The sequence below is a fragment of the Streptomyces sp. NPDC050625 genome, from assembly GCF_040654755.1.
Classification (GTDB): Bacteria; Actinomycetota; Actinomycetes; order Streptomycetales; family Streptomycetaceae; genus Streptomyces.
The window spans coordinates 1-23275 of sequence record NZ_JBFAIQ010000034.1 but is presented as its reverse complement, the minus strand read 5'-3'; the positions used below and the strand labels follow the sequence as shown (position 1 = coordinate 23275).

Genomic DNA, 23275 nt, shown 5'->3' with positions numbered 1-23275 from the left:
AGGCAGTCGGCTTGACGGACGATCAGCCGGCAACGATCAGCGGGCGACGAGCTCGCTGGTGACGTTGGACCAGTGGTGCCCCTGTGCGGCGGCGCCGCCGTCGGCGAGCGCGGCCCACGGGTCGCTGCCGAACACCTCGACGGCCGCCTCGCGCAGCCAGACGTCGAACTCGTCCGCGGAGTCGCGCAGCTTGCGCCCCGACAGCGCCGGGTCACGGGACTCCACCTGGAGCACCACCACGTCCTGGCCGCCCACGTTCTGCACGGCGAAGGACTCCTGGACGATGCCGACGCGGCGCCGGGAGGCGTCGTAGGCCGTCCGGCGCAGGGTGTCGAGCTCCGCCTGGACCTCGGCCCAGCGCTCGCCCTTGCCGGGCAGCAGCGGCACCAGGACCGAGCCGGGCCGGGCGCTCCTGCGGGCCTCGGCCCGTGCGCCGCCGCGCGCCGCGGGGGCGAGCCGGCGCATGCCGAGCACCTCCAGCATGTTGGACTCCACGCCGATGCCCCAGCGCTCCGCGATCAGCCCGTTGTCCAGCAGACGCCACACCACGACGCCGATGAACTCGATGAACTGACCGGTGGGCGCGATACCGAGGAACTCGCCCTTGTGGGTGCCGCGCCAGGTGTTGTGGATGACCACGTAGTTGGCGTGGGCGCTCATGTCCTCGATGGTCACGTGCAGGTCGGGGAAGCCCTCCCGCAGAGCGGCGATGGTGTACTTGACACCGTCCAGGTCCTCCGTGGCACCCGGCAGCGGCTGGTGGTCGATCATCTCGGGGCTGTAGATCTTGTCGACGATGGAGAAGTCGCCCTTGTTGACGAAGACGTCGAAGACCGAGCGGATGGTCTTCTTGTTGCGCTCCTCGACGCTCTCACCGGTCTGCACCGTCTGCTGTGTCGACACGTTCCGTCCTTAATGCTCGAAGGGTTGTCGGGATGTGACGGTCTACGGGACGCGACGGGCCGTCACTTCCCGGGGAACGGCGCTTCCCAGGTGAGGGTGAGCCCCGCGTAGAGGTAGCGGCTGGCCTCGATGGCGAGCAGCAGCACCTTGTGACCGGGACGGATACGGCCCTCGGTCCAGCCGGCGTCCAGCGCGAGCGGCACCGCGGCGGAGCCGGTGGCGCCCACGTCGGTCAGGTTCTCCACGATGTTCTTGGAGAGGGTGGCCTGGTCCTCCTCGGACAGCCCGGCGGTGCCGTACTCGCTGGCGAAGTACTCGGCGTTGCCCTCGGGCAGCACGCACGCGTCGATGTCCGCGAGGGCGAGCCCGGAGCGCTCCAGCATGTCGTGGATGCCGCGCACGAAGACCCGGGGGCCGAACGTGGCGGTGCCGGGGATGTCGAGCTTGATGTCCATCAGCCGCTTGCGGCGCTGCTGTTCGGCCAGCGGGACGTCGGTGCCGCCGCCGACGATGAGCATGCCGGGCTTGCGCTTGCCGCCCATGGAGGCGGTGGCGAAGACCTGCTTGCTGCCCTCGTGCGCGGAGCCCTCCTCGCCGGCGCGCAGCACCACCGCGCCGGCGCCGTCGCCGAAGGTGTAGACGGTGAGCCGGTCACGCATCCGCACGCGCTGCGGGTCCAGGCCCAGGAAGACGGGGGCAAGCAGCGGGGAGACGGCCTCCACACCGATCACCAGCGCGGTCCTGTAGGTGCCGTCGGCGAGCTGGCGGCGCGCGATGTCCAGGGCCTGGACGGCGCCGACGCAGCCGGCCCGGACCTCGATCACCGCGACGCTCTCCAGGCCCAGCTGCTCCTGGACGTAGGTGCCGGCGACCGGCAGCAGATAGTCGGGGCTGGCCGTCGACACCACGATCAGATCGATCTCGTCGGCCTCGACACCGGCCCGCTGAAGGGCCTGACGGGCCGCCGCGGTGGCCATCTGCGAGGTGCTGATGCGGTGTTCACCGGTGTCCGGGTCCACCATCCAGTGCCGGCGCTGGACCTGGATGCCCTCCAGGACGTCGTCGGGCAGCGGCCCGGTCACCCGGGCCAGGGCGTCGTTGTCGAGCGGCTCGCCCGGCAGGTACGCGCCGGTGGCGAGGATCGACACATGGCGATCGGTGCTGGAGGGCATGTCACTTCTCCGTAGCGGGACGCAGGACGAGGCTGATGTGGGTGCCGCCGAGCGAGGAGCTGTTGATGAGCTGGGGCCCTTCGTCGACGCCGTGCTCCCAGCCGGTGACCGCGAGCAGGGCGGCCAACTGGGCGCCCGCGCCGATGGGTTCGCCGACGATCCGCTTGGGGGTGTGCACGGCCGCCCGGGTGGACAGCCGGTCGGTGGCCAGCGCCTCGGGGGCGTCGGCCCGCTTCAGGCCGGCCGCGTTGGCCCAGATCCCGGTCAGTTCTCCGGCGCTGACCCCGGCGTGGTCGAGGGCCTGGCGCATGGCCCGCTCCACTCCCTGGCCCTGCGGGTCCCAGCGGCCGACGCCCTGGGCGTCGGAGGCGGTGCCGTGCCCGGCGAACTCGGCCAGGATGCGCGCCCCGCGGGCCCGCGCGGTCGACTCGCGTTCCAGGACGAGGGTGATGCCGGCCTCGGCGAGGGTGTAGTCGGTGTCGTCGAACAGCGGCAGTCCGCGGTAGGCCTGAAGCACCCCCGGCGAGAGGTCCTCGACGGCGGGCACCAGCACGGCCTCCGCCCGGTGCTGCACCAGCAGGTCGTGGGCGACGGTCAGGGCGGAGGCCCCGGCCGCGTGCCCGGTGGTGACGGTCGACGTCGGGCCCTTGGCGCCGACGTTCATGGCGACCTGCCCGGCGGCGGCGTTGAAGACGGTGTTCGGGAAGATCGCCGGGCTGCCGTGGTCGGGGCAGCCGGCCAGGACCGGCAGCAGGAACTCCTCGATGCTGCGCATCGGGCCGAGTCCGGTGCCGAGGACCACGCCGACCCGCTCGTCGGCGGTGATCCCGGCGTGCTCCAGCGCACCGCGGCAGGTGGCCACGGCGAGCTGGCCGAGCCGGTCCATGCGGCGCCGCTCGCGCGGCGGGATCGCCTTCGGGTCGAAGTCGGCGCGGGCGACGTGCAGTCCGTCCTCCTCGGCGCCCAGGACCCGTCCGTCGCGCCAGGCCTGCCACAGCGCCTCGGCGCCCTCGCCGGCCGAGGTGACCGCCGCATACCCGGTGATCACGACCTTGTCGTCGGCGGAGTCGGCCGGCGCCTGGACGGGGGTGCGCTCCTGGCCGGGACGGCCGAAGGCGACGCACGCGTTGGCGCCGGCGAAGGCGAAGTTGTTCGACAGCGCCGTGTGCATGGCCAGCGGGCGCGCGGTGGGCACCGCGTCCAGGCCGCACTTGGGGTCCACCTCGGTGAAGTTGGCGGTGGGCGGCGCGATCTGCTCGACCAGCGCCTGCACGGTGACGATGGCCTCGACCGCGCCGGCCGCCCCGAGCAGATGCCCGATCATGGACTTGGAGCTGCTCAGCGCGGTGTTCTCGGCGGCCTCGCCGAGCGCGGAGCGCACCGCGTTGCTCTCGGCCGAGTCGTTCTTCGGCGTGCCAGTGCCATGGCCGTTGATGTAGGCCACGTCCTCGGGGTCGATGCCGGCCGACTCCAGCGCCGCGCGGATGGCACGGGCCGCGCCCTCGCCCTTGGGGTGCGGGGCGGTGGCGTGGTACCCGTCGGCGGACAGGCCGTAGCCGAGGACCTCGGCGAGGATCGGCGCGCCCGCGGCGCGGGCCACCGACTCCTCGGCGAGGACCAGCATGCCCGCGCCCTCGCCGAGCGAGAGGCCGTCGCGGTCCCTGGAGTAGGGCGCGGCGGGCTTGGTGGACAGCGACTGCAGGCTGGTGAACCCGGCGAACGCCGTCTCCGTGAACGCGTCGCTGCCGCCCACGAGCATGGCGTCGACACGGCCCGCGCTGATGGACTCGCTGGCGTGGGCGATGGCGTGGGCGCCGGAGGCGCAGGCGGTGTTCACCGACAGCGAGGGGCCCTTGAGCCCGAAGGCGCTGCTCACCGCCTCGGCGATGGCCTGCGGCGGGACCAGCAGGTTGTGCCGGCCGTCGTCCTCGGGCGAGACGCCGTCGGCACCGCGCCGGGCCAGTTTCTCGGCGCTGCGCAGACCGCCCATGCAGGAGCCGAGGGCCACGCCCCAGCGCTCCGCGGGCACCTCGGCCAGGCCCGCCTGGTTCAGTGCCTCCTCGGCCGCCAGCAAAGCGAAGTCCACGGCCGGTTCGCGTTCACGGCCGCCGAAGGAGGCCAGGTAGTCGTAGGTGGGACGGCGTTCGGTACGGACTTCGCCGCCGATCTCGGTGGCGCAGCCCTCCATGGGCAGCCCGCGCACCGGGGTGATGGCCGCCTCGCCCGACCGTATGCCCTCCCACAGTGCCGTGGCGCCGTCGCCGTGGGCGGTCACCGCGCCCACACCGCAGACCACGACCCGCCGGGACCGAGCGCCGCGATCCGGCGAGATGTTGCCGTGCTCGCCGTGGCTCATGTCCGCGCTCCTTTCGGATGTGTCCTCGGATATGTCCGTCATGAGGTCCGCTCCATGGCGATGGCCACCGCCTGGCCCTCCAGGCCACGGGCGACGGCCAGCGCATGGCCGGGCCGGGTCTCGCGCGGGGTGAGCGGGACGTAGTCCAGGTCGCACTCCTCGGCGGGGTTGTGGAGGTTCTGGGTGGCGGGTACGACACCGGAGTCGAGGGTCAGCGCGGCCACGGCGGCGTTCAGCGCACCGGCGCCGCCGACCAGATGCCCGGTCTGCGGCTTGACGCTGCTGATCTGCGCGGCCTTGGCGGCCGTACCGAGCGCGTCGTGCAGGGCGATGGTCTCGCTGGCGTCGCCCTGGCGGGTGGCGCAGCCGTGCGCGGCGATGTAGCTGCCGTCGGGGAAGGAGCCGCCTGCGTCGCCGAGCGCGCGGGTGATCGCCCGGGACAGGCCGCGGGCGCGGGGCTGCGGGCTGGGCGGGCGGACGCAGTCGTTGCCGGAGCCGAAGCCGGTGACCTCGGCGTAGCAGTGGGCGCCGCGGGCCAGGGCGTGCTCGCGCTCCTCCAGGATGAGGAAGGCCGCGCCCTCGCCGAAGACGGAGCCGCTGCGGTCGCGGTCGAACGGCCGGAAGGCCTCCTTGCCCAGGTCACTGCGGTCGCTGAGCACGCCGATCCCGTCCATCTTGGACATCGCCCACCAGCCGGTGGCGTCGTCGTAGCCGCCGGCCACGACCACGTCGGCCTCGCCCCTGCGCACCGTGCGCATGGCCCGGCCGACCGCCATCGCGCCGGAGTCGGCGGTGCCTGCGAAGTAGGCGTTGGCGCCGCGGATGCCGAACTTCTCGGAGATGTGGAAGCCGGCCGCGGGCTGCAGGCCCTCGACGAAGAACAGCGGGGCGATCACCGAGGAGGCGGTCCGGCCCAGCTTGTGCAGGTCCGGGGTGCCGTCCGGGGAGCGCACGGACTGGAGTTGGGAGATCAGCTCGTCCATGCGGGGCATTTCCTTGTTGCTGCCCAGGAACAGGCCCGTGCGGTGACCGAGGTCGGCCGCGTCCTCCAGGCCCGCGTCGCGCAGCGCCAGGATGGCCGCGGCCAGGGCCAGTTGGTCCCCGCGGCACAGCATGCGCAGGGTGCGCCGCTTCGCCCACTGGTTCGGGTCGAAGTCATGGATCTCGGCGCCGATGCGGGTGTTCAGCGGCGTCGGGTCGTAGGACTGCAGCGGGCCGATGCCGATCCGGCCCTCCAGCAGGTTCTCCCAGGTCGGTGCGGCGCCCTGGCCGATCGCGGTCATCAGGCCGATGCCGGTCACCATCACGCGTCGCCTGTCGTGGCTCATGCTGTGCCCTCCCAGGGCTCGTCGGCGCTCACCAGCGCCAGGGAGCGAGCGGTGGCGACCACCCGGTCCCCGACCCGGGCGGTGGCCCGTACCTCGGTCGTCTGCCGGTTGCCTCCCGTCACCTCGGCGGTGATGTGCACCTGGTCCCCGGGGCCGACGAAGTGCTTGAAGCGCACGCCCTTGACGGATGCCAGGCGCCAGGCCCGCTCGCCTCCGACGGCGGCCTTCGCCAGCGCCGCCATGCTCTCCAGGAGCAGCACCCCGGGAAGGATCGGGAAGCGCGGGAAGTGGTGGTCGAAGTGCGGGAGGGTGTTCGGGATGTTGCGCACGGCCACGGCCCGGCGGCCCGGTTCGAGTTCCACGATCCGGTCGAAGGCGGGGGTCACGGCGTGCGTGGCCGTCCGGGTCGTACTCATGCGTCCTCCCGCGGCGCACCGATGACGATGCTGGTGTTGCTGCCGCCGAAGGCGAACGCGTTGATCAGCGCCGCGCCCACCGGCATCTTGCGCGCGGTGTGCGGCACGTAGTCGAGGTCGAGACCGGGGGCGGTGCGCTCCAGGTTGACGGTGGGCGGCACCAGCGAGTGCCGCATGGCGCCGATCGCGGCCAGCACGCCGAGGCCCAGGCTCGCCGAAGTCAGGTGCCCGGACATGGACTTGGGGGCGCTGACCACGAGCTTCTGGGTGTCGGCGCCGAACACCTTCTTGATGGCGACGGTCTCGGACTGGTCGTTGCCGTGGGTGCTGGTGCCGTGCGCGACCACGTAGTCGATGTCGCCGGTGCCGAGGCCGGCGTCGAGCAGCGCTCCCTCCATCGCCTGGATCGCGCCGGAGCCGTCGGGCGGCGAGTCGGTGATGCGGTAGGCGTTGAGCGTGGAGCCGTAGCCGAGGACCTCGGCGAGGATCTCCGCGCCGCGCTCGACGGCGGCCTCGCGCTCCTCCAGTACGACGGCGACGGCGCCCTCGCCGATCACGAAGCCGCTGCGGTCCGCGTCGAAGGGCCGTGAGGCGTGCTCGGGGTCGTCGTTGTGCTGGTCGGTCAGGGCGCCCAGGAGGCTGAAGCCGAGCAGGTCGAGCCAGGTGGTCAGGGAGTCGTACCCACCGGCGACCATGACCTTGGCGTCGCCCTCCTGGATGGCCCGGAAGGCCTCGCCGATGGCGTGCCCGGAGCCGGAGCAGGCGGTGCTGATGCCCAGCATCGGGCCGGTGCCGCCGATCATCCGGGTCATGGCGGCGAGCGGCACGTTCTGGTCGTCGGTCAGCGTCACGGCCGGCGGACGGCAGATGAACGCGTCCGGGTTGCCGGTGCTGGCGCGCAGATGGCCGATGTCCAGCAGCACCTGCAGTTCGGGGCGGCCGACGCTGGCGCCCATGGCGACACCGCGCTCGTCGGCGCCGTACACCTCCTCGGAGAGGGTGTCGAGCCCGGCCTTGCGCACCGCCTCCCAGGCGGCCGCGACGCCGAACTGGCCCACGCGCGAGAGGTGTTTGCGCCCGATGTGCTTCGGGATGGCCTTGGCCGCGTCGAAGTCCTTGACCTGTGCGGCGATGCGCACCGGGAACCCTTCGGCGTCGAAGGTGGTCAGCCGGCCCACTCCGTTGCGTCCGGTGGCCAGGCCCTCCCAGGTCGTCTCGGCGTCGTTGCCGAGCGGGGTGACCGCTCCCACCGCGGTGATCACTACGCGTTTCGTCCCGCTCATCCCACCGGCCCTCCGCCCTGCAGCTGGTGCGCCATGCGCCTGGTGTTGTCAGGGTCGTCGAGCCGCTCGGCGTCGATGAGCGCGCACAGGATGCCGGTGGCCTCCAGGACGCTCTCGCCGTCGACCGTGACGGTGCCGTCCAGGATGGCGGCCTCGTCGGTCATCGACTCGATCGTGGCGTGCATCTGAAGCACTTCTCCGGGGGCCACGTCCCGGTGGGCGGTGGCCTCGCCGACCGCGAGCAGCGCCGCGCGCAGCCGGTGGTCGGTGCTGATCATGATGAGCCAGGTCGCCGCCTGGCACAGGGCCTCCAGAGCGAGGCCGAAGGGCAGCGCCGGCCCGTTCGGGGTGGCCTGCCAGTACGTCTCGTCGACCGAGGTGACCTTGCGCGCGGTGATGGTCTCGCGCGGGGTGAGCGTCTCGATCCTGTCGATCAGATGGAATCGCATCGTCGTCCCGTCTCCCGTCCCCCGCTGCCCTACGGGCGCCCGATGCCGAGCTGGGCGGTGAAGCCGCCGTCGACGGTGAGCAGTTCGCCGGTGGTGTAGGCGGAGTCGGGTCCGGCCAGGAACACCGCGGCCGCCGCCACCTGCTCGACGGTGGCGAACCGGCGCAGCGGGATCTGCCGCTTGATGCTCTTGCCGCCGTCGCGCTGGAAGACCTCCTCGACCAGTTCGGTCGGTGTGAAGCCGGCCAGCACCGCGTTGACCCGGACCCCGAAGCGGGCGAGCTCGATCGCGGCGCAGCGGGTGAAGGAGTTCAGGGCGCCCTTGGAGGCCGAGTAGTTGGACTGGCCGATCCAGCCGCTCTCGCCCATGGCGGAGGAGATGTTGACGATGGACGCCTCGCCCTGCGCCATGAACTGGTCCATGACGGCGTGCGTGGTGTGGTACGCGCCGCCGAAGTTGACCTTCATGACGTTCCACCAGGCGTCGGGCGCCGAGTCGTAGATCAGCCCGTCGTCGCTGATGCCGGCGTTGTTGACCAGGATGTTCAGCGAGCCCAGCTGGGCGGTGGCCTCGTCGACCAGGCGCCTGGCCTCCTGGGGGTCGGAGACGTCGGCCCCGACCGCGACGGCCCGGCCGCCCGCCGCTTCGATCTCCTTGACCACGGCCAGCGCCTCCTCCTGGCGCGAGCGGTAGTTCACTGCGACGGCCGCCCCCTGTTCGGCCAGGGCCAGGGCGATGGCCCGGCCGATGCCGCGGGAGGCGCCGGTGACCAAGGCGGTACGGTCCTTCAGCTTCATCTCTCTCTTCCCGTTTCTGCTACGAGGTGGGCGGCCTGGCTGCCGACGGGACGGGCCCGGGGCAGGGCGGGTGCGGGGCCCGGGCCCCGCGGCCGGTGTCCGGGGCGCCATTGACCCGGACACCGGCCGCAGAGAACTCGGGCGCCGCTCAGGCGGACGCGGGCACCGCTCAGGCGGACGCGGCGGCCTTGGCCCGCTCGGTCAGGAGGTCGGTGAGGTTCTGGACGGTGAACAGGCCCAGCACGCCCTCGGCCGTCAGCGGCTCGTCGAGCTGGCTGCGGTCGAACTGCGGCAGGACGCTCTCCAGGTGCGTCAGGCCGCGGTCGTTGACGACCTCGTTCTCGTCGCCGAACTCCTCGTCCGGGATGCCGCCCTGGAGCAGGTCGGCGATGTCGGAGACGGTGATCTTCACCTTGGTGGCGCGCTCCAGGCGGAAGAGGATGTCGAGCAGGTCGATCGACTCAGCGCCGAGCTCGCCCAGCAGGGTCGCCTCGGGAACGGCCTCGGACTCGTCGATGCCGAGGGCGTCGGCGACGGCCGCCTGCACCGCGGACAGGTAGTCGGTCGACGTGGGAATCAGGGTTTCGGACACCGTTGGCTGCCTTTCGGGTGGTGAGTACGCGCCGGGGGCTCGAAGCGCCCCGCCACGCGGATGGTCGGGAGGTTCGGGAGGTCGGGAGTCGGAGCGGACAGGGAAGGAACCGGGACCGGGGCCGACGTCCGGTGCGCCGACGGCCGTGGCCGGTTACGCGGTTACGCGGCGACCGCCGAGGCGGCCGCGTCCTGGCGCAGGTCGCGCAGGAGCGTGGTGATGCGGCGCGCGTCGTTGGTGCTGCGCACCTGGGCGTCGGGCACGGTCCGCTTGGCGAAGCCGCTGAGCACCCGGCCCGGGCCGACCTCCAGGTAGCCGTCGACCCCGTAGGAGGCGGCCGTGTCCAGCACGTCCACCCAGCGCACGGGACCGGCCAGCTGACGCCGCAGCAGATCGCGGGCGTGCGCGCCGTCGCGCACCAGGGCACCGGTCACCGAGCTGAACACCGGCAGCCGGGGGGCACCGAACTCGACCCGCTCCAGCTCCGCGGCGAACTCGTCCTCGATGACCTGCATCAGGGAGCAGTGGAAGGGCGCGGAGACCTTCAGCGGTACGGTGCGCTCGGCACCGGCCCCGTTCGCCAGCCGTACGGCCTCGTCGACCGCGGCGCTCTGGCCGGAGATGACCGTCTGGCCGGCCTCGTTGTAGTTGGCCACCTCCACCACGCCGGAACCGGCGGTGGCCGCGCAGATCTCCTCGATCTTCGCGGGCGCGAGGCCGATGATCGCGGCCATCGCCCCCGAAACCCGGCGCGAGACACCGGCCATCAGCTCACCCCGGCGGCGCACCAGACGCAGCGCGTCGTCGGCGTCGAGGACACCGGCGACGACCAGGGCCGTGTACTCGCCGAGGCTGTGCCCCGCGGCCGCACCCGGGACGAAGCCCGTCTCCTGGTGCAGCACCTGGTACACGGCGAGGCTGGTGGCGACGATGGCGGGCTGGGCGATCTCGGTGGGCTCCAGCTCCGACTCCGCCGCCGTGCTGCACAGTTCGGTCAGCGGCAGGCCGGTCGCCTCCTCCGCCCGCTCCAGCACGCGTCCCGCCGTGCGGGGATGCTCGCGCAGCAGGTGCTCTGCCATGCCGGCGCGTTGCGATCCCTGTCCGGGAAACATCGTGAATTGGTTGTCGCTCATCCCCGTTCCTACCTCACTGAATTGTGGCGGCGTGGGTCATCGAGCCGTCGACAAGCGGTTCTCGACTCCGCCGAATCTCGCACCCCGCTCTGGCGCATTCCTTGAATGTGTCTCGAAAACGGATTCGGCCGGTTTTCCTTGACGCGGCGGGCGGGCACACCCGAGCGTGTTGCCATGCCGAGGATGAGTGCGCAGGAGCGGCGGACGGCCGTGGTCGGCGCGGCGATGATCGAATTCGCCCGCCGCGGATACGACGGCACCTCGACGCAGGACATCGCGCGGCGCGCGGGAGTCTCACAGCCGTACCTCTTCCGGCTGTTCCCCGGCAAGCGAGCGCTGTTCCTCGCCGCGGCGACACGCTGCGTGGCCGAGACCGCACGGCTGCTGACGGGGGCGGCCGAGGGCCTGGAGGGCGAGGAGGCACGGCACGCGATGGCCATCGCCTACACCCGGGTCATCGTGAAGGAGCCGGAACGCCTCCTGATGCAGATGCAGGTGTACGCCGCGGTGGCGGGCGCGGAGGCCGCGGGCGACCACGAGTTCGGCGAGACGGTCCGCTCCGGCTGGCAGAGCCTGTGGCAGGAGGTCCACCTGGCCCTGGGCACCGACCCCGACGACACGTCGTGGTTCATGTCCCGAGGCATGCTGGTCAACACGCTGGTGGCGCTGAACTTCCCACCGGAGCACAGGGTCTGGGAGGCACTGGATCCGTCGATCGGAGTGGAGACGGCGAGCCGGGCGCAGCCTGGTTCACGCTCCGCGCCAAATTTCCCGGACCACCCGTGAACCGCCGTGGCAGGCATGAGCCTGCTGTCGATGAGAGGCGGACAAGCGTGAGGGCCTTCGCGCGGCGTGCCGTCGGCTCGAAGACCGTGTGGGGTTCGTTGGCGGTGATCGTCCTGTTAGCCGTCCCGGCCTGTTCCACGACCCCGGACCGTGCCGTCAGCGACAAGCGGTTGCGCAAGCTCGGGGAGAGCGGCCAGGCGGTGAAGGCCCGGGAGCGGGCGGAGCAACGGCTTCGGGACGTGGCGCGGGCGTACGCCGACCGCACACCCCTGTGGCTCGGCCTGGTCGTCGTGCACGACGTGTGCGTGCCGGGATCGGGACCGGGTTGGTTCTTCCAGCAGAAGACCGACAACTACAAGATCGCCTGCTCGATGACCATTACCGCCTACTACGGCGCCGACCCCAAGCACATGGGCGACACCCTCGACGCGATCCTGACCGCGGGCGACCACGCCCGGTCCCGGCCGGACGGATCAGGGAGCCTCATACCGTTCACACACGACGACCACGGCAAGCGGCTCGTCGCCTACTACCGGGGCCACGGCCCGAACCCCCAGAGTCCGCAGGCCACGGAACCGACCAGGCTGACCCTCTCCGGACAGACACTGACCTGGGACACGACACGCGGCAGCACCCCGCGCCGGCTGGTCGAGGAGCCGTACGCCGGCCTCGTCGACGATCCGCCGGTGTCCCGCGTGGTCCGTGCCCCGAAAACCGCCACGGTCGCCGCCGTCCGGAAACGGTACGGCCTGGTGTTCAAGCTGGAACTCCCCTACAGCGACTATTACGGAGTGCTCAAGAACGGTCGGACGCGCACGCAGTGACGTCGGTGCCGACATCGCCCCGGAGGCGATCCTGCTGCAGGGGTCGCTCCCCGGCCGGCGACTGCCCGACAGCGGAAATGCAGTCGCCGTGCCGCGAGCCGGAGAGAATCCCACGAAGCGAGCGTCAGTCCCCGGTGGTCGGAGCCGCAGCCCGTCGGGAGGCAGCCGACTTGGCCCACCGCATCCCGTACGCGACCTGCCCCTGCTCAGCCGCCTGGAAGGCCTTCGTGTTCCAGTTCTTGCGCATGAAGGACTCCCGCATCCTGATCAGCAGCGAGTTCTCCACCGCGCCCATCTTCCCGATCCGCCAGGCGATCTTCTGCAGCGGAGCGGTCCGCGTCCGCCGCTCGGCCTCGTACCGGCGCAGCGCCGCGACCGGGTCGCCCGGCTGGTCGAGGTACTCGGCGAGCACCAGGGAGTCCTCCAGCGCCTGGCAGGCGCCCTGCCCGATGTTGAAGGTGATGGGGTGCGCGGCGTCGCCGAGCAGCGTGACCCGCCCCCGGCCCCACTCGCGCTCGGGCTTGCGGCCCTCGACGTCACCGCGCAGGATCCACTCCTCCGGCGTGGCCCGCAGGATGTCGGCCACCGGCCCGGCCCACCCCTCGTGCCGGCGCAGCAGCATCGCCCGCGCCGTACCGGGCTTGTCGCGCCCGCCGGGCGCCCCGTTGGCGACGCTCATCCAGTGCACCAGGCCGGGCGCGACGTCGTAGTAGGTGAACCGGGTGCCCGGTCCGAAGATCGCGTTGAAGGTGCCGGGCGGGATGTCGGCGTGCTCCATCGGCGCCCGGCCGCGCCAGGCGATGTAGCCGCTGAAGCGGTTACGGGCGGGCCCGAACAGGCAGTCGCGCACGGCACCGTGGATGCCGTCGGCGCCGATCAGCAGGTCGCCGCGCTCGCTGCCGCCGTCGGCGAAGTGCACCGTCACCCCGTCCGCGTCCTGGTCGAAGGACACGACGTGGGCGCCGGTGCGCAGCGGCGAGCCCTGCAGGGCGTCGCGCAGCACACCGTGCAGCTCGGACCGCTCGACGGCGATGGTGGGCGCCCCGTACCGCTCGATGAAGTCACCGACCGGCCAGGCGCCCAGCACTTCGCCGCGCCAGGTGCTGAAGTGCGCGACCTGCTGGACGGGCGCGACCCGCAGGACCTGCTCGGCCACGCCCAGGTAGTCCAGCGCGAGGACGCCGTTGCTCCAGATGTGCAGGCCCGCGCCGCCGTCGCGCAGCGACTCGGCCCGCTCGAACACGACGGTCTCGAACCCCCTCTGCTGCAGTGCGAGGGCCGCGGCCAGGCCGCCGATCCCTCCGCCGGCGATGAGTATGCGACGGGCACGTCCTATGGCCATCTCTTGGTCTCCTCGTGGCTCTGTCCGGGCGCAGGTCCGGTGCGAAGTCCCCGACGGAACAATGTTGTTGCCAACGCTAGCATTCAGAGCGGCGACCAATATAGTCTCGAAAGAGTATCTAGCATCGACATATCCGTGTGGCTCAGGACCACATGCCAACCGGCAGACCCACAAAGGTGGTTGTGATGGAAGCGCTCCTGCAAACGCTGGCCGTGGTGGCCACCATGGCCAACGCGGTGGTCTACGGAACCGACGTCTTCTCCGCCCTGGTGCAGCGGCCCGCCATGGCCCACGTCGACGACGTGGTGCTCACCAGCGCCATGGGCCAGACCCACCGCTTCGGCGACCAGCGCATGCCGGTACCGGGCGTGTTCGGGCTGGTGGCGACGGTTGCCACGGTCGCGGTCGCCGCGGTCGACGGCAAGGCGGTGCCGGCCGTGGCCGCGGGCGTCGCGGCCGTGTCCCTGGTGGTGTGGCTGGCCATCTACAACAAGGTCAGCGCCCCGGTGAACAAGGAGCTCACCGGCGCGGCCCTGGACTGCCGGGTCGCCCCCGACGCCCGTGGGCTCCAGCGGACCTGGGACAGCGTCATCAACGCCCGCGTGGCCCTGCAGGCCCTAGCGCTGGGCGGGATGTGCGTGGCGCTCATGAGCAGCTGAGTCGGCCCGACGGCCGGGCGAGCCGAGGAGGGAGGGGCCACCCCACCGGGTGGCCCCTCCCTCCTTGCCGTGCTGCGGTACGCCCTACTGCAGGGCGATGTTGCCGAGGACGGCATCCGCGTCCACGTCCGTGAGGGCGTCGGTGACGGCCTCCGGCTCGCTGTTCGGCACGTTCTTGTTGTTGCTGGCCACGGCAGTGCCTCCTTCTCGGATTACCCGGAATCGAGGTTCGCCAGCAGCCGCCCGAAGGGTCAAGGCAACTCCCCCGCATTCCGCCGGAATTCAAGACGCATTCCAGAATTTCGGCCCCGGTCCAGCGCCGCTCCGCGTGCATTCGAGCAAGCCTGAACAGGCTATGTGGCAAACAGTTGCCAAGCAGGCCGATGAAGGAGCCGGAAATGCCCTCACCCCATTCAGTGGGCCGCGCACTGCGCCACGTGCGGCTGCGGGCCGTAGGCGCGGTCGCGGCCAGGATCATGCGGGACGCCCCGACCCCCGCTCCGCGCCGGCCCCCTCGGCTCACCCTCTTCGCGGGCCGCCCCTGAGCGGGGGCCCGAGTCGCCGCCCGGCACTGCCCTGCCGCCGCCCAGCCACCGCCCTGCAGCGGTCCTCGTACGCGTCTCGTACGTTCTTCGAGCACTTCTCCAGCGGTTCCCGGCAGGCTCTCGAACTGCCCGGCTCCTGCCCGGGGGCCGGTTCCTGCCCTTTTTCCGTTTCCAGGGGGTCGATGATGAGGCCGTGGGCGAGCAAGCCTTCCGCAGCCGATACGGCGAAGGTGTCCCCCGGCGACGAGGAGGCCGCGCGGCTCACCGCGACCCAGCCCGCCGAACCCGTCCAAGACCAGTCCGAGGACGACATCGGCTGGCCCAAGCAGTAGGCGCAGCTAGCCGAAGAAACGATTCTGCCCAGCATCGGCGAGAAGGCCGCCGCCGCCCTGCACGCGCCGTACGACGCCGAACAGGGCCACGGACGGCCCTCCAAGGCCCTCAGGCCGCGGTCAGGTACTGCCGCACCAGCATCCGCGGCACCGGCTTCACCCCGATCCTCCGGGGAAGCGCCTCGACCGCTTCGAGCCGCCGTATCTGCTCGCCGGGTCCCAGCTGGGCGTTGGCGCGTTCCGTGACGGCGTCGAGGACGTCCGGCGCGTCCCGGACCTCCTCCCGCAGCACGACCCCCGCCCACACCGACGTGCCGGTGACGGGATCGGGGACGTCGGCGACGGCGCAGTCCGCCACGCGGGGGTCCTGGCGCAGCACGCGCTCGACCACTCCGGGCGCGACGACGGCGTCGCCGCAGGCGAAGGGGGAGCCGGACCGGCGCACCAGGTGCAGTTGGTCGTCCAGGTCGAGGTAGCCGACGTCGCCCGTGGCCAGCCAGCCGTCGGCGCGGCCCGAGGGCACCTGCGGGCCGCGGATCTCCACCTCGCCGTCGGACCACACCGGCGCGGGTGCCCGAGTGACGGGGTCGACCACCCGGCACTCGGTCCCCGGCAACGGCACGCCCACCGCGCCCCGTTCGGGCCGTGCCCCGGGCGCCTGGACGTGGGAGAGCGCGCTGAGCCCGCCGACGCCGTAGCCCTGCAGCACGGGCACCCGCAGGGTGTCCCCGAGGCGGCGGGCGACGACCGGTTCCAGGGCCACGCCGGCGGACAGTACGGCCCTCAGACGGCCGCCGGGCAGGACCGTGCGGTGGTCGGCGAGCCGCTCGTCCTCCGCGAGCCGGGCGAGCCGGGTCGACAGCCCGTAGTAGTGGGTGGCCTGGCGGCTGCGGCTCACGGTCATGCCCGCGCACGGGTCCGTGTCGCTCACCAGCACCTGCTCGGCCCCGGCGTGCACGGCGGCGCCGAGCAGGGCGGGGTGGTAGGCCGGCATCTGGTTGACCACGACGCTCGCGGGGTCCAGCTGATGGGCCACGGCGATCTGCGCGGCGTTGGCGAGCAGATTGCGGTGGCTCAGGCGCACCTCGCGCAGCCCCGCGGCGGGATGCGGCACGAGCTGCACGCAGGCCACCGCGTCGAGGTCACCGACGGGAGTCCGGAACGGCGTACCGGGTACGGCGTTCAGGACGTCCGCCAGCGGCACGGACAGCGCGGAGCCGGACCGCTCCTCGTCCGCTCCGGCGGAGCCGGCACCGTACCCGGAACCGCGGGCACCGCCCCCGGTCGCGCCCGCCACGCCATCGTTGTCACCGTCGGTGACAACGATCGTATGCAGGCCCGGCAGCCGCCCCGCCTCCGCCTCCGCGGTGAGCAGCTCGGCCAACGGGCCGGGCACGAAGGCGACTTCGGCCCCGGCCACCGTGCACAGCTCGCGGGCGGCCGCGGATCCCGCCGCCGGGTCGAGCAGCGCCAGCAGCCGCCCGCTGCGCACCGCGCCGAAGTACAGCGCGGGAAAGGCGGCGTCCAGGGCGCAGGCGACCAGGACGGCGGAGTCCGCCCGCCGCAGGGCCCCGGCGATCCAGTGGGCGACGCGGTCGGCCTCCCGGTCGAGCGCCTCGAAGGTCGTGCTCTCCCCCTCGGTGCTGTCCCCCTCGGTGGCGTACCCCTCGGTGGTGACGGCCGGCCGGTCGCCCGCACGGGCGGCGGCCCGCCGCAGCAGTCCGTCCAGGGGGCTGTCCAGCTGTCTCAGGATGCGCACGGCGAACTCCCCTCTCCGCAGCCGGGGCTCACGCCGCGAACAGGTCGAACGTGGAGGTGTGCCGGGGGCCCGCCAGGACGTCCAGTTGCGGGTCGACGGCCAGCATGGCCTGGTGCAGCCGCTGCAGCTGGGGCGAGGGCTCGACCCCGAGCTCGTCGATCAGCCGCATCCGCAGCCTGCGGTAGACCTCCAGTGCGGACGCCTGCCGCCCCGACCGGTACAGCGCCACCATGACCTGGGAGTGCAGGCCCTCATGCTGGGGGTGGCGGGCGGTCAGTTCGGTGAGCTCGGCGATCAGTTCGGCGTGCCGTCCGAGCCTGAGCTCGGCGTCGATGCGCCGCTCCACGGTCACCAGCCGGCTCTCCTGCAGCCGTCGTACCTCGATGTCGAGGATCGGTCCGACCCGCACGTCCACGAGTGCCGGGCCCCGCCAGAGGTTCAGCGCGGCCCCGAAGCGGGCTGCGGAGACCTCGCTGTCGCCCACGTCGAAGGCCGACTGTCCCTCGCGGATCAGGCGCTCGTAGTCGTGCACGTCCACCGATTCCTCGGGGATCTGCAGCAGATAGCCACCGTGCCGGGTGGCGAGGACTTCCTTGGCGCGGCCGGGCGCGCCGGGCCCCATCGCGGTGCCCAGGCGCCTGCGCAGCTGGAGGATGTAGGTCTGCAGCGTGGTCAGCGCGCTCTGCGGCGGCCGGGTCGACCAGATCTCCTCCATGAGCGTGGGTACGGGCATCACACGGCCCGGGTAGAGGGCAAGCAGTGCCAGAATCTGCCGCGGCTTGCTCGCGGACGGAACGATGGATCCCCCGTCGACCTCGGCACTCAACGGACCCAGAACCTGAATCCTCACGGTCTCCTCCGTACTCGTCGAGTTCCTTGTCTCTTTCCTTCCAGTGGCCAGAATTGTGCCTCCACTTCAAGGCAAGCTAGCGGCATTCCCCTTCTTCCAGTCAATTCCTCTAGCGGTTCTCAAGCGAAGTCCCATGGGCGGTATTGCGCTTTCGATCAGGCCCTTTCAAGAGCAACTGTGCGAGTGTCACATACTTGCTCGTCAGACCGGCCAGGACGTGCGGAATTCAACATTCCGTCGAGCGTCGGCAAGGTCTTTCAGAATTTCGATCAACACGCCGGGTCAATAACTTGAGAATTTCCGCACAAGCCCCTTCGGCAGACATCGAAATGGCGATGAAGTGCGCGCGGAAGACGGGCGCCGAAGAACGTCACGCCCTTTCCTGGTGTCCTACCGGAAACCGGCCCGTTACGCGGCAGCGGCGTAGGTGTCTCCTCCCACGGGCTCGGGCAGCAGGAACCTCTGCGGCGCCGACCGGCTCCAGGGGAAGCCGTGGTTGAGGTGGACGACCGCCTCCTCGTTCCCGTCCGCGGGCACGGCCACGGCGACCAGCACACCGGGCACCGGCTCCAGTTCGAGGAACCGCCAGGGGCGTCCGGTGTCGTCGGCGGGAGGTGTGAAGGCGCGTACTCCGCCCTCGTCGTCCAGGGTGAAGACGAAGCTGTCGAACGGGATGCCGAGGCCAAGGCCGCGCGCCTTGGAGTACGCCTCCTTCAGCACCCACACCCGCAGCGCGCGCCGGTCCCGCTCGGGCCCGGGGTCGGCCTCCCGAACCCAGTCGCGCTCCTGCGGCGAGATGGCGTTCACGATGGTGGCGACGGCGTTCTCGTCGCGTTCCGCGATCCGCTCGACGTCCACGCCGATACGGGCCTGGCGCACGATGCCCAGGAAGTTGTAGCCGCCCGCGTGGGAGAGGTTGAAGTCGAGCACCCGCCCGCCGCGCGAGGCCAGATCGGAGGTGGGCCGCAGGAAGGGCCGCCCCCGTGCCGAGCGCCAGATGACCAGCTCCGCCTCTGCCAGCCCCGCCTCCAGCGCCAGGGCGCGCCGTACGAGGGTGTGGGCGATCAGATACTGGAGACGGTCGCGCTCGAAGAGGAACTTCCCCGCGGTGCGCCGCTCCTGGGCGTCCAGCCAGTGCTCGGCGAGCAGCCGGGCGATCTCGGGGCTGAGCCCGTCGTTGGGACACAGCCACAGGGTCACCTGGGCCGTGTCCGTCACCTGGGCCGTGTCCGTCTCCTGTGCGGCAGCCGTCACGTCTGCGCTCCTCGGGGCCATGCCGCGCTCGGGGGCAGTTCCGTCACCGGGCCCACGAGGTGGGCGCGGCCCGTGCCCAGCACGTCGACACCGGCCAGCCACAGCCGGATCAGCTGCTCGAAGCGCCGGCCCTCCCACAGGGCGTCGACATAGGCGCGGGTCTCGGGAAGCCCGGCGAGCAGCAGCGGTTCGGCGGGCGGGTCCCGCAGATCCGCGCTGTGCACCGGCGGTCCGTCCGGCACCTCCTCGGGGCCGCTCCGTGCCGCGAACGCGGCCAGCGCGGTGGCGAGTTGGGAGGTGTCGTACGCCACCAGCGCCAGACGGCACTCCAACGCGGCCCGGCCCAGCCTCAGTTCACGCGCCACGGCGGCCAGGGCGGGCGCACCGGGGCCGGTGACGCGTTCACGGTCGGTGAGCCAGGCGGCGAGCCGTTCGGCGGTGGCGGCGAGGTGCCCGGGGGTGGCCGCCGACAGCAGCACCAGGTGCGGCCCGCCGTCGTCCTCCCCCGGTGCCCGCGCCACGGACGACGGGTCCGGCTCGCGCAGCACCACGACGGCATGCTGGGCGTCCGGCGCGTGCACGCCGACCAGGACCGTGCGCGGCAGGGTTCCCCCCTCGGGAGCGCGCCCGGCCTCCCAGACGGTGGGCCGCGGCCGGCCCGGCCCCGGAAGCAGGGTGGCGTGGCGCAGTTGGAGGACGGCGCGGGTCAGCGCGGTCGCCGCCGTCTGCCCCGCTCCCCCGGCCCCGGCGCCGTACCCGTCCTCCTCGACCTGCACCTGCGCGGCCGGTGTCCCGGCGGCCCGCAGGGCCCGGCGCCGCAGCCGGTCGCGCAGCGCGGGGTGCGCACCGCGCCCTGGATGCCCCACCGCGCTGGCCGGTACGACGGCGTGCACGACGTCACCGGCGGCGAGCGCGGCGGCGAGCGGCTTCAGCAGTACGGCGGTCGTACCACCAGCGGTTGTGCCACCGGCGCCCGGCTCGGTGGCCGCGACGAGGGCCGCCGCGCACTCGCCGGCGCGCAGCGCGCCGAGGGCCAGATGCAGGGCGGTGAGGAACGAGGAGGGCCCGGTGTCGATGTCCTGGCTGGGGCCGCGCAGATCCAGGATGCGCGAGAGGCGGGCGGCACCGGAGGCCGCGAACACCCCGACGCTGCGGCGCTCGCCGTCGGGGCCGGTCAGCGCGTCGAGGCGGGCATCGGCGTACCCGGCGCCCTCCAGGACCTGCCGGGCGCTGGACAGCAGGAGCTGCTCACGGGAGTCCTCCGCGCCGCCCGGGACGCTCTCCCGCACGGCCGCACCACGGGCGCGCAGTTCCGCCTCCCAGAAGGCGTCCGGACCGTCGGCCCCCGGCCAGCGCCCCTGCAGTCCCACGACGGCACACCATCCGGCGCTCGGGGAGTCGGCGGAAGCGTCGGCGGAGGCGAGGGGCTCGGGCCGGACGGCCGGCGCGACCGACGGCACGGAAAGCACATGCGGCACGACGGGTGCGCCCGGTGCGTCCGGTACGCCCGGTGCGTCCGGTGCACCCGCCAGCAACTCCAGCGCCTGCCGGCGTTCCAGAGTGCCGTCCTTGAACCGTGTGAGTATCTCCCGGCTGTCCATGGACACGGAGCGCTCCGCGCCTCAGGCCGGCCGGGTGCCGAGCAGGGCGGCCGCCTCGTCGACGCTGAGCAGATCGTCACGGACCGCGTCCAGCAACGCCTCCAGGTCGACGGGCGCTACACCAGAAGCGGCCGACGCAGCCACCGAGGGCGACACCGACGGCTCCGCAGGCACCGGTGGCACGGGCGACACCACGTCCCCGGCCGCCGAATCACTCCCACCCGCACGGGAGTTGGCCGAGACATACGCCGCAACCGAGGCCAGGTCGGGGTGGTCGTAGAGCAGCGCGGTGGGTTCGCGCAGCCCCCAGATCCGGTTGACGCCCTCCACGAACTGCGCGGAGAGGATGGAGTCCAGGCCCAGCAGGACGAAGGGGGCGTCGGCCTCGATGTCGTCCGGTGCGCAGCCGAGTATCCGCGCGAGCAGGCCGCGCAGCCGGTCGAGGACGTCACGGTCGTGGTCCCCGGCCGGGACCGGTGCGAACACGGGCACGGCCGGGTCGGATGCGGCACCGCCGAGTTCGGCGGCCAGCCGGTCGGCCAGGGCCTTCGGCGTCGGGTACTGGTAGAGGGCGTCCGGCGGCACCGAGGTGCCGAAGCGAGTGTTGAGCGCGCCCATGAACCCCACGCTCAGCAGGGAGTCCAGCCCCAGCACCGCGAAGCTCTCCTCGGCGTCGACGGCCTGGGCCTCGACAGCCACGAAGCCCGCCAGCAGCGCGGTGAGTTCGGCCAGCACGTCGGCGGCCGGCATCTGCTGGGCGGGATGCCCCGGCGGGGGCGAGGCAGCGGTCATGGTGGCGTCTCCAAGGTCGGTCCCGGGTGGCCGTCTGCGCATTGTGCAGGCGGGTCCACCGCGACCGCATCGCCGTCCGGGGTGATCCACGGGCCGCCGACTCGCTCCTGCGAGGGAGGTCGATCAGCTCGCCGCCAGGGCCGCCTCTTCCGGTACCTCGGCGGCCGAGACCTGGATGGAGTGCTGCAGCCGCTGCAGCCGGGGCGACGGCTCCAGCCCCAGCTCCCGTACGAGCGTGGTGCGCAGCTGCCGGTAGACGTGCAGGGACTCGCTGCGCCGGCCGGAGCGGGCGAGGGCCACCATGAACTGCGCGTGCAGGTTCTCGTGGGTGCGGTAACGGCTGGTCAGAACGATGAGCTCGGCGAGCAGTTCGCGGTGTCGGCCGAGGTGCAGGTCGGCCTCGATGCGCTGGTCGAGCGCGCACAGCCGGCTCTCCTCCAGCCGCTTGGCCTCGCGCGCCAGCAGCGTGCCCTGCTGGATGTCGGCGAACGCCGGTCCGGTCCACAGGTTCAGCGCCTCGGTCAGCCGGGCGGAGGCGTCGGCGTAGGAGGCCGCGTCCATGGCCCGGTAGCCCTCGCCCGCGAGGTTCTCGAACCGCCGCACATCGCTGCTGCCGCCGCCGGCGACGAGCAGATAGGCACCGGGCAGGGTCACCAGGACGTCCTTGGCGCCGCGCGGGAGCCTGTCCCGTGCCCCCGGCTCGTCGGCGGCGAGGGCGAGCGCCCGGGCGATGTGGTCGCGCAGGTGCAGGACGTAGGTCTGCAGGGTGGTACGGGCGCTGCGCGGCGGCCGCCCCTCCCACAGCTCCTCGACCAGGTCCGTGACGGGCACGGCGTGGTCGGCGTTGAGCGCGAGCAGGGCCAGCATCTGACGCTGTTTCGGCGCGGTGGGAGTGACCGGCACTCCGCCCTCCCGCACCGCCAGGGGCCCCAGTACGTCGATGTCCAACGCCGTCTCCCTACGACAAGTACAGCCAAGAACAGCACGAACGGTCGGCCAATATCATACCGGTCGCGCGGCTTTAGGTCAGCGTCGGCCCGGCAAATTGGCTGGGAGCCCTCCCGTAGACCCCCTGCGAAGCCTCAACTCTGCCACATTGGCGACGAAAAAAAGTACCGTCCGGTCCTCTTCTTGAGGAGAACCGGACGGTGCGGTGTCTTTGTGGGACGGTTCCTGCGGGTCTGCTACTGCGGGGGGTTGCCGTGCTTGCGGGAGGGCAGGTCGGCGTGCTTGGCGTGCAGCATCGCCAGTGACCGGATCAGTACCTGCCGGGTCTCGGCGGGGTCGATCACGTCGTCGACCAGGCCGCGTTCCGCCGCGTAGTACGGGTGCATCAGCTCGGCCTTGTACTCCTCGACCATCTGACGCCGCATCGCATCGGAGTCCTCGGCCGCGGCGATCTGCCGCCGGAAGATGACGTTCGCGGCACCCTCGGCGCCCATGACGGCGATCTCGTTGGTCGGCCAGGCGTAGGTCACGTCCGCACCGATCGCCTGCGAGTCCATGACGATGTACGCGCCGCCGTACGCCTTGCGCAGGATCAGCGAGATCCTCGGCACGCTCGCGTTGCAGTAGGCGAACAGCAGCTTCGCCCCGCGCCGGATGATGCCCTCGTGCTCCTGGCCGACTCCGGGCAGGAAGCCGGGCACGTCCACCAGGGTCATGATCGGGATGTTGAAGGCGTCGCACATCGTCACGAACCGGGCCGCCTTCTCCGACGACTCGATGTCCAGCACGCCGGCCAGGCTCTGCGGCTGGTTGGCGACGATGCCGACGACCTGGCCGTCGAGCCGGGCCAGCGCGCAGATGATGTTGCGGGCCCAGCGCTCGTGGACCTCCAGGTATTCGCCGTCGTCGACGATCTCCTCGATCACCTTGGCCATGTCGTACGGCCGGTTGCCGTCGACCGGCACCAGGTCCAGCAGCGCCTCGCAGCGCCGGTCGGCCGGGTCGGCGGTCGCGGCGTGCGGCGGGTTCTCGCGGTTGTTCTGCGGGAGCAGGGAGAGCAGGTAGCGCACCTCGTGGATGCAGGTCTCCTCGTCGTCGTAGGCGAAGTGGCACACGCCGGAGGTCTCCGCGTGCACGTCCGCGCCGCCCAGACC

Annotated in this window: 23 protein-coding genes; 5 read left to right on the top strand and 18 right to left on the bottom strand. The window is 72.2% G+C overall.

What is annotated here, in order from left to right:
- Positions 1-36 precede the first annotated feature (36 nt).
- From AB0I54_RS40660 to fabD, 10 genes are all read right to left on the bottom strand, one after another.
- Positions 37-903: an ester cyclase gene (locus tag AB0I54_RS40660; RefSeq protein ID WP_363301370.1), complete on the bottom strand. Its 867-nt coding sequence runs from the start codon at positions 901-903 to the stop codon at positions 37-39.
- 62 nt (positions 904-965) lie between these two features.
- Positions 966-2075, bottom strand: a complete 1110-nt coding sequence (locus tag AB0I54_RS40655; protein ID WP_363301369.1) for a 3-oxoacyl-[acyl-carrier-protein] synthase III C-terminal domain-containing protein — start codon at positions 2073-2075, stop codon at positions 966-968.
- 1 nt (position 2076) lies between these two features.
- The gene (locus tag AB0I54_RS40650; protein WP_363301368.1) at positions 2077-4473 is read right to left on the bottom strand and encodes a beta-ketoacyl-[acyl-carrier-protein] synthase family protein; all 2397 of its coding nucleotides are present in this window, start codon (positions 4471-4473) and stop codon (positions 2077-2079) included.
- Positions 4470-5759, bottom strand: a complete 1290-nt coding sequence (locus AB0I54_RS40645) for a beta-ketoacyl-[acyl-carrier-protein] synthase family protein (RefSeq protein ID WP_363301367.1) — start codon at positions 5757-5759, stop codon at positions 4470-4472. Before AB0I54_RS40645 ends, AB0I54_RS40650 begins: the two co-directional genes overlap by 4 nt.
- Complete coding sequence (locus AB0I54_RS40640) at positions 5756-6175, bottom strand: 3-hydroxyacyl-ACP dehydratase FabZ family protein (RefSeq protein ID WP_363301366.1); 420 nt, start codon at positions 6173-6175, stop codon at positions 5756-5758. The genes AB0I54_RS40645 and AB0I54_RS40640 overlap by 4 nt, the downstream gene beginning before the upstream one ends.
- Positions 6172-7458 carry a beta-ketoacyl-[acyl-carrier-protein] synthase family protein gene (locus AB0I54_RS40635; RefSeq protein WP_363301365.1) on the bottom strand — a complete coding sequence of 429 codons (1287 nt, stop codon included), beginning with the start codon at positions 7456-7458 and terminating at the stop codon, positions 6172-6174. Before AB0I54_RS40635 ends, AB0I54_RS40640 begins: the two co-directional genes overlap by 4 nt.
- On the bottom strand, positions 7455-7907 hold the full coding sequence (locus AB0I54_RS40630) for a 3-hydroxylacyl-ACP dehydratase (RefSeq protein ID WP_263217268.1): 453 nt from the start codon (positions 7905-7907) through the stop codon (positions 7455-7457). Before AB0I54_RS40630 ends, AB0I54_RS40635 begins: the two co-directional genes overlap by 4 nt.
- Positions 7908-7936: 29 nt before the next feature.
- The gene (locus AB0I54_RS40625; RefSeq protein WP_363301364.1) at positions 7937-8704 is read right to left on the bottom strand and encodes a 3-oxoacyl-ACP reductase family protein; all 768 of its coding nucleotides are present in this window, start codon (positions 8702-8704) and stop codon (positions 7937-7939) included.
- Between the two features lie 169 nt (positions 8705-8873).
- Positions 8874-9296 carry an acyl carrier protein gene (locus AB0I54_RS40620; protein WP_316762619.1) on the bottom strand — a complete coding sequence of 141 codons (423 nt, stop codon included), beginning with the start codon at positions 9294-9296 and terminating at the stop codon, positions 8874-8876.
- A gap of 161 nt (positions 9297-9457) precedes the next feature.
- Positions 9458-10408, bottom strand: a complete 951-nt coding sequence (gene fabD / locus AB0I54_RS40615; protein WP_363301420.1) for an ACP S-malonyltransferase — start codon at positions 10406-10408, stop codon at positions 9458-9460.
- Positions 10409-10603: 195 nt separating this feature from the next.
- On the opposite strand from fabD, the gene AB0I54_RS40610 reads away from it, so the two are divergent.
- Positions 10604-11215 carry a helix-turn-helix domain-containing protein gene (locus AB0I54_RS40610; RefSeq protein ID WP_363301363.1) on the top strand — a complete coding sequence of 204 codons (612 nt, stop codon included), beginning with the start codon at positions 10604-10606 and terminating at the stop codon, positions 11213-11215.
- A 47-nt stretch (positions 11216-11262) separates the two neighbouring features.
- Entirely contained in the window at positions 11263-12039 is a 777-nt protein-coding gene (locus AB0I54_RS40605) for a hypothetical protein (RefSeq protein WP_363301362.1), read from the top strand.
- A 124-nt stretch (positions 12040-12163) separates the two neighbouring features.
- On the opposite strand, the gene AB0I54_RS40600 is transcribed toward AB0I54_RS40605, so the two are convergent.
- Positions 12164-13381: an FAD-dependent monooxygenase gene (locus tag AB0I54_RS40600; RefSeq protein ID WP_363301361.1), complete on the bottom strand. Its 1218-nt coding sequence runs from the start codon at positions 13379-13381 to the stop codon at positions 12164-12166.
- A gap of 185 nt (positions 13382-13566) precedes the next feature.
- Here AB0I54_RS40600 and AB0I54_RS40595 point away from each other — a divergent pair, with 185 nt between their 5' ends.
- The 3 genes from AB0I54_RS40595 to AB0I54_RS40585 all read left to right on the top strand — a co-directional run bounded on the left by AB0I54_RS40595 (position 13567) and on the right by AB0I54_RS40585 (position 14917).
- Positions 13567-14040: a DUF1772 domain-containing protein gene (locus AB0I54_RS40595; protein ID WP_363301360.1), complete on the top strand. Its 474-nt coding sequence runs from the start codon at positions 13567-13569 to the stop codon at positions 14038-14040.
- Between the two features lie 398 nt (positions 14041-14438).
- Positions 14439-14585, top strand: coding sequence for a hypothetical protein (locus AB0I54_RS40590; protein WP_363301359.1), 147 nt, complete (start codon positions 14439-14441; stop codon positions 14583-14585).
- A gap of 182 nt (positions 14586-14767) precedes the next feature.
- On the top strand, positions 14768-14917 hold the full coding sequence (locus AB0I54_RS40585; RefSeq protein WP_363301358.1) for a hypothetical protein: 150 nt from the start codon (positions 14768-14770) through the stop codon (positions 14915-14917).
- A 109-nt stretch (positions 14918-15026) separates the two neighbouring features.
- Here AB0I54_RS40585 and AB0I54_RS40580 read toward each other — a convergent pair whose 3' ends face one another.
- From AB0I54_RS40580 to AB0I54_RS40550, 7 genes are all read right to left on the bottom strand, one after another.
- The gene (locus AB0I54_RS40580) at positions 15027-16676 is read right to left on the bottom strand and encodes a class I adenylate-forming enzyme family protein (protein WP_363301357.1); all 1650 of its coding nucleotides are present in this window, start codon (positions 16674-16676) and stop codon (positions 15027-15029) included.
- A 28-nt stretch (positions 16677-16704) separates the two neighbouring features.
- Positions 16705-17526 carry an AfsR/SARP family transcriptional regulator gene (locus AB0I54_RS40575; protein ID WP_363301356.1) on the bottom strand — a complete coding sequence of 274 codons (822 nt, stop codon included), beginning with the start codon at positions 17524-17526 and terminating at the stop codon, positions 16705-16707.
- Positions 17527-17934: 408 nt separating this feature from the next.
- A complete protein-coding gene (locus AB0I54_RS40570) occupies positions 17935-18780 on the bottom strand; it encodes a 4'-phosphopantetheinyl transferase superfamily protein (RefSeq protein ID WP_363301355.1) in 846 nt (281 codons plus the stop codon).
- Entirely contained in the window at positions 18777-20381 is a 1605-nt protein-coding gene (locus tag AB0I54_RS40565) for a beta-ketoacyl synthase N-terminal-like domain-containing protein (protein ID WP_363301419.1), read from the bottom strand. The genes AB0I54_RS40570 and AB0I54_RS40565 overlap by 4 nt, the downstream gene beginning before the upstream one ends.
- A 21-nt stretch (positions 20382-20402) precedes the next feature.
- Positions 20403-21173: an acyl carrier protein gene (locus AB0I54_RS40560; protein ID WP_363301354.1), complete on the bottom strand. Its 771-nt coding sequence runs from the start codon at positions 21171-21173 to the stop codon at positions 20403-20405.
- 123 nt (positions 21174-21296) lie between these two features.
- Positions 21297-22121: an AfsR/SARP family transcriptional regulator gene (locus AB0I54_RS40555; RefSeq protein ID WP_363301353.1), complete on the bottom strand. Its 825-nt coding sequence runs from the start codon at positions 22119-22121 to the stop codon at positions 21297-21299.
- Between the two features lie 236 nt (positions 22122-22357).
- On the bottom strand, positions 22358-23275 hold a 918-nt coding region (locus AB0I54_RS40550), incomplete at its 5' end, for a carboxyl transferase domain-containing protein (RefSeq protein ID WP_363301352.1).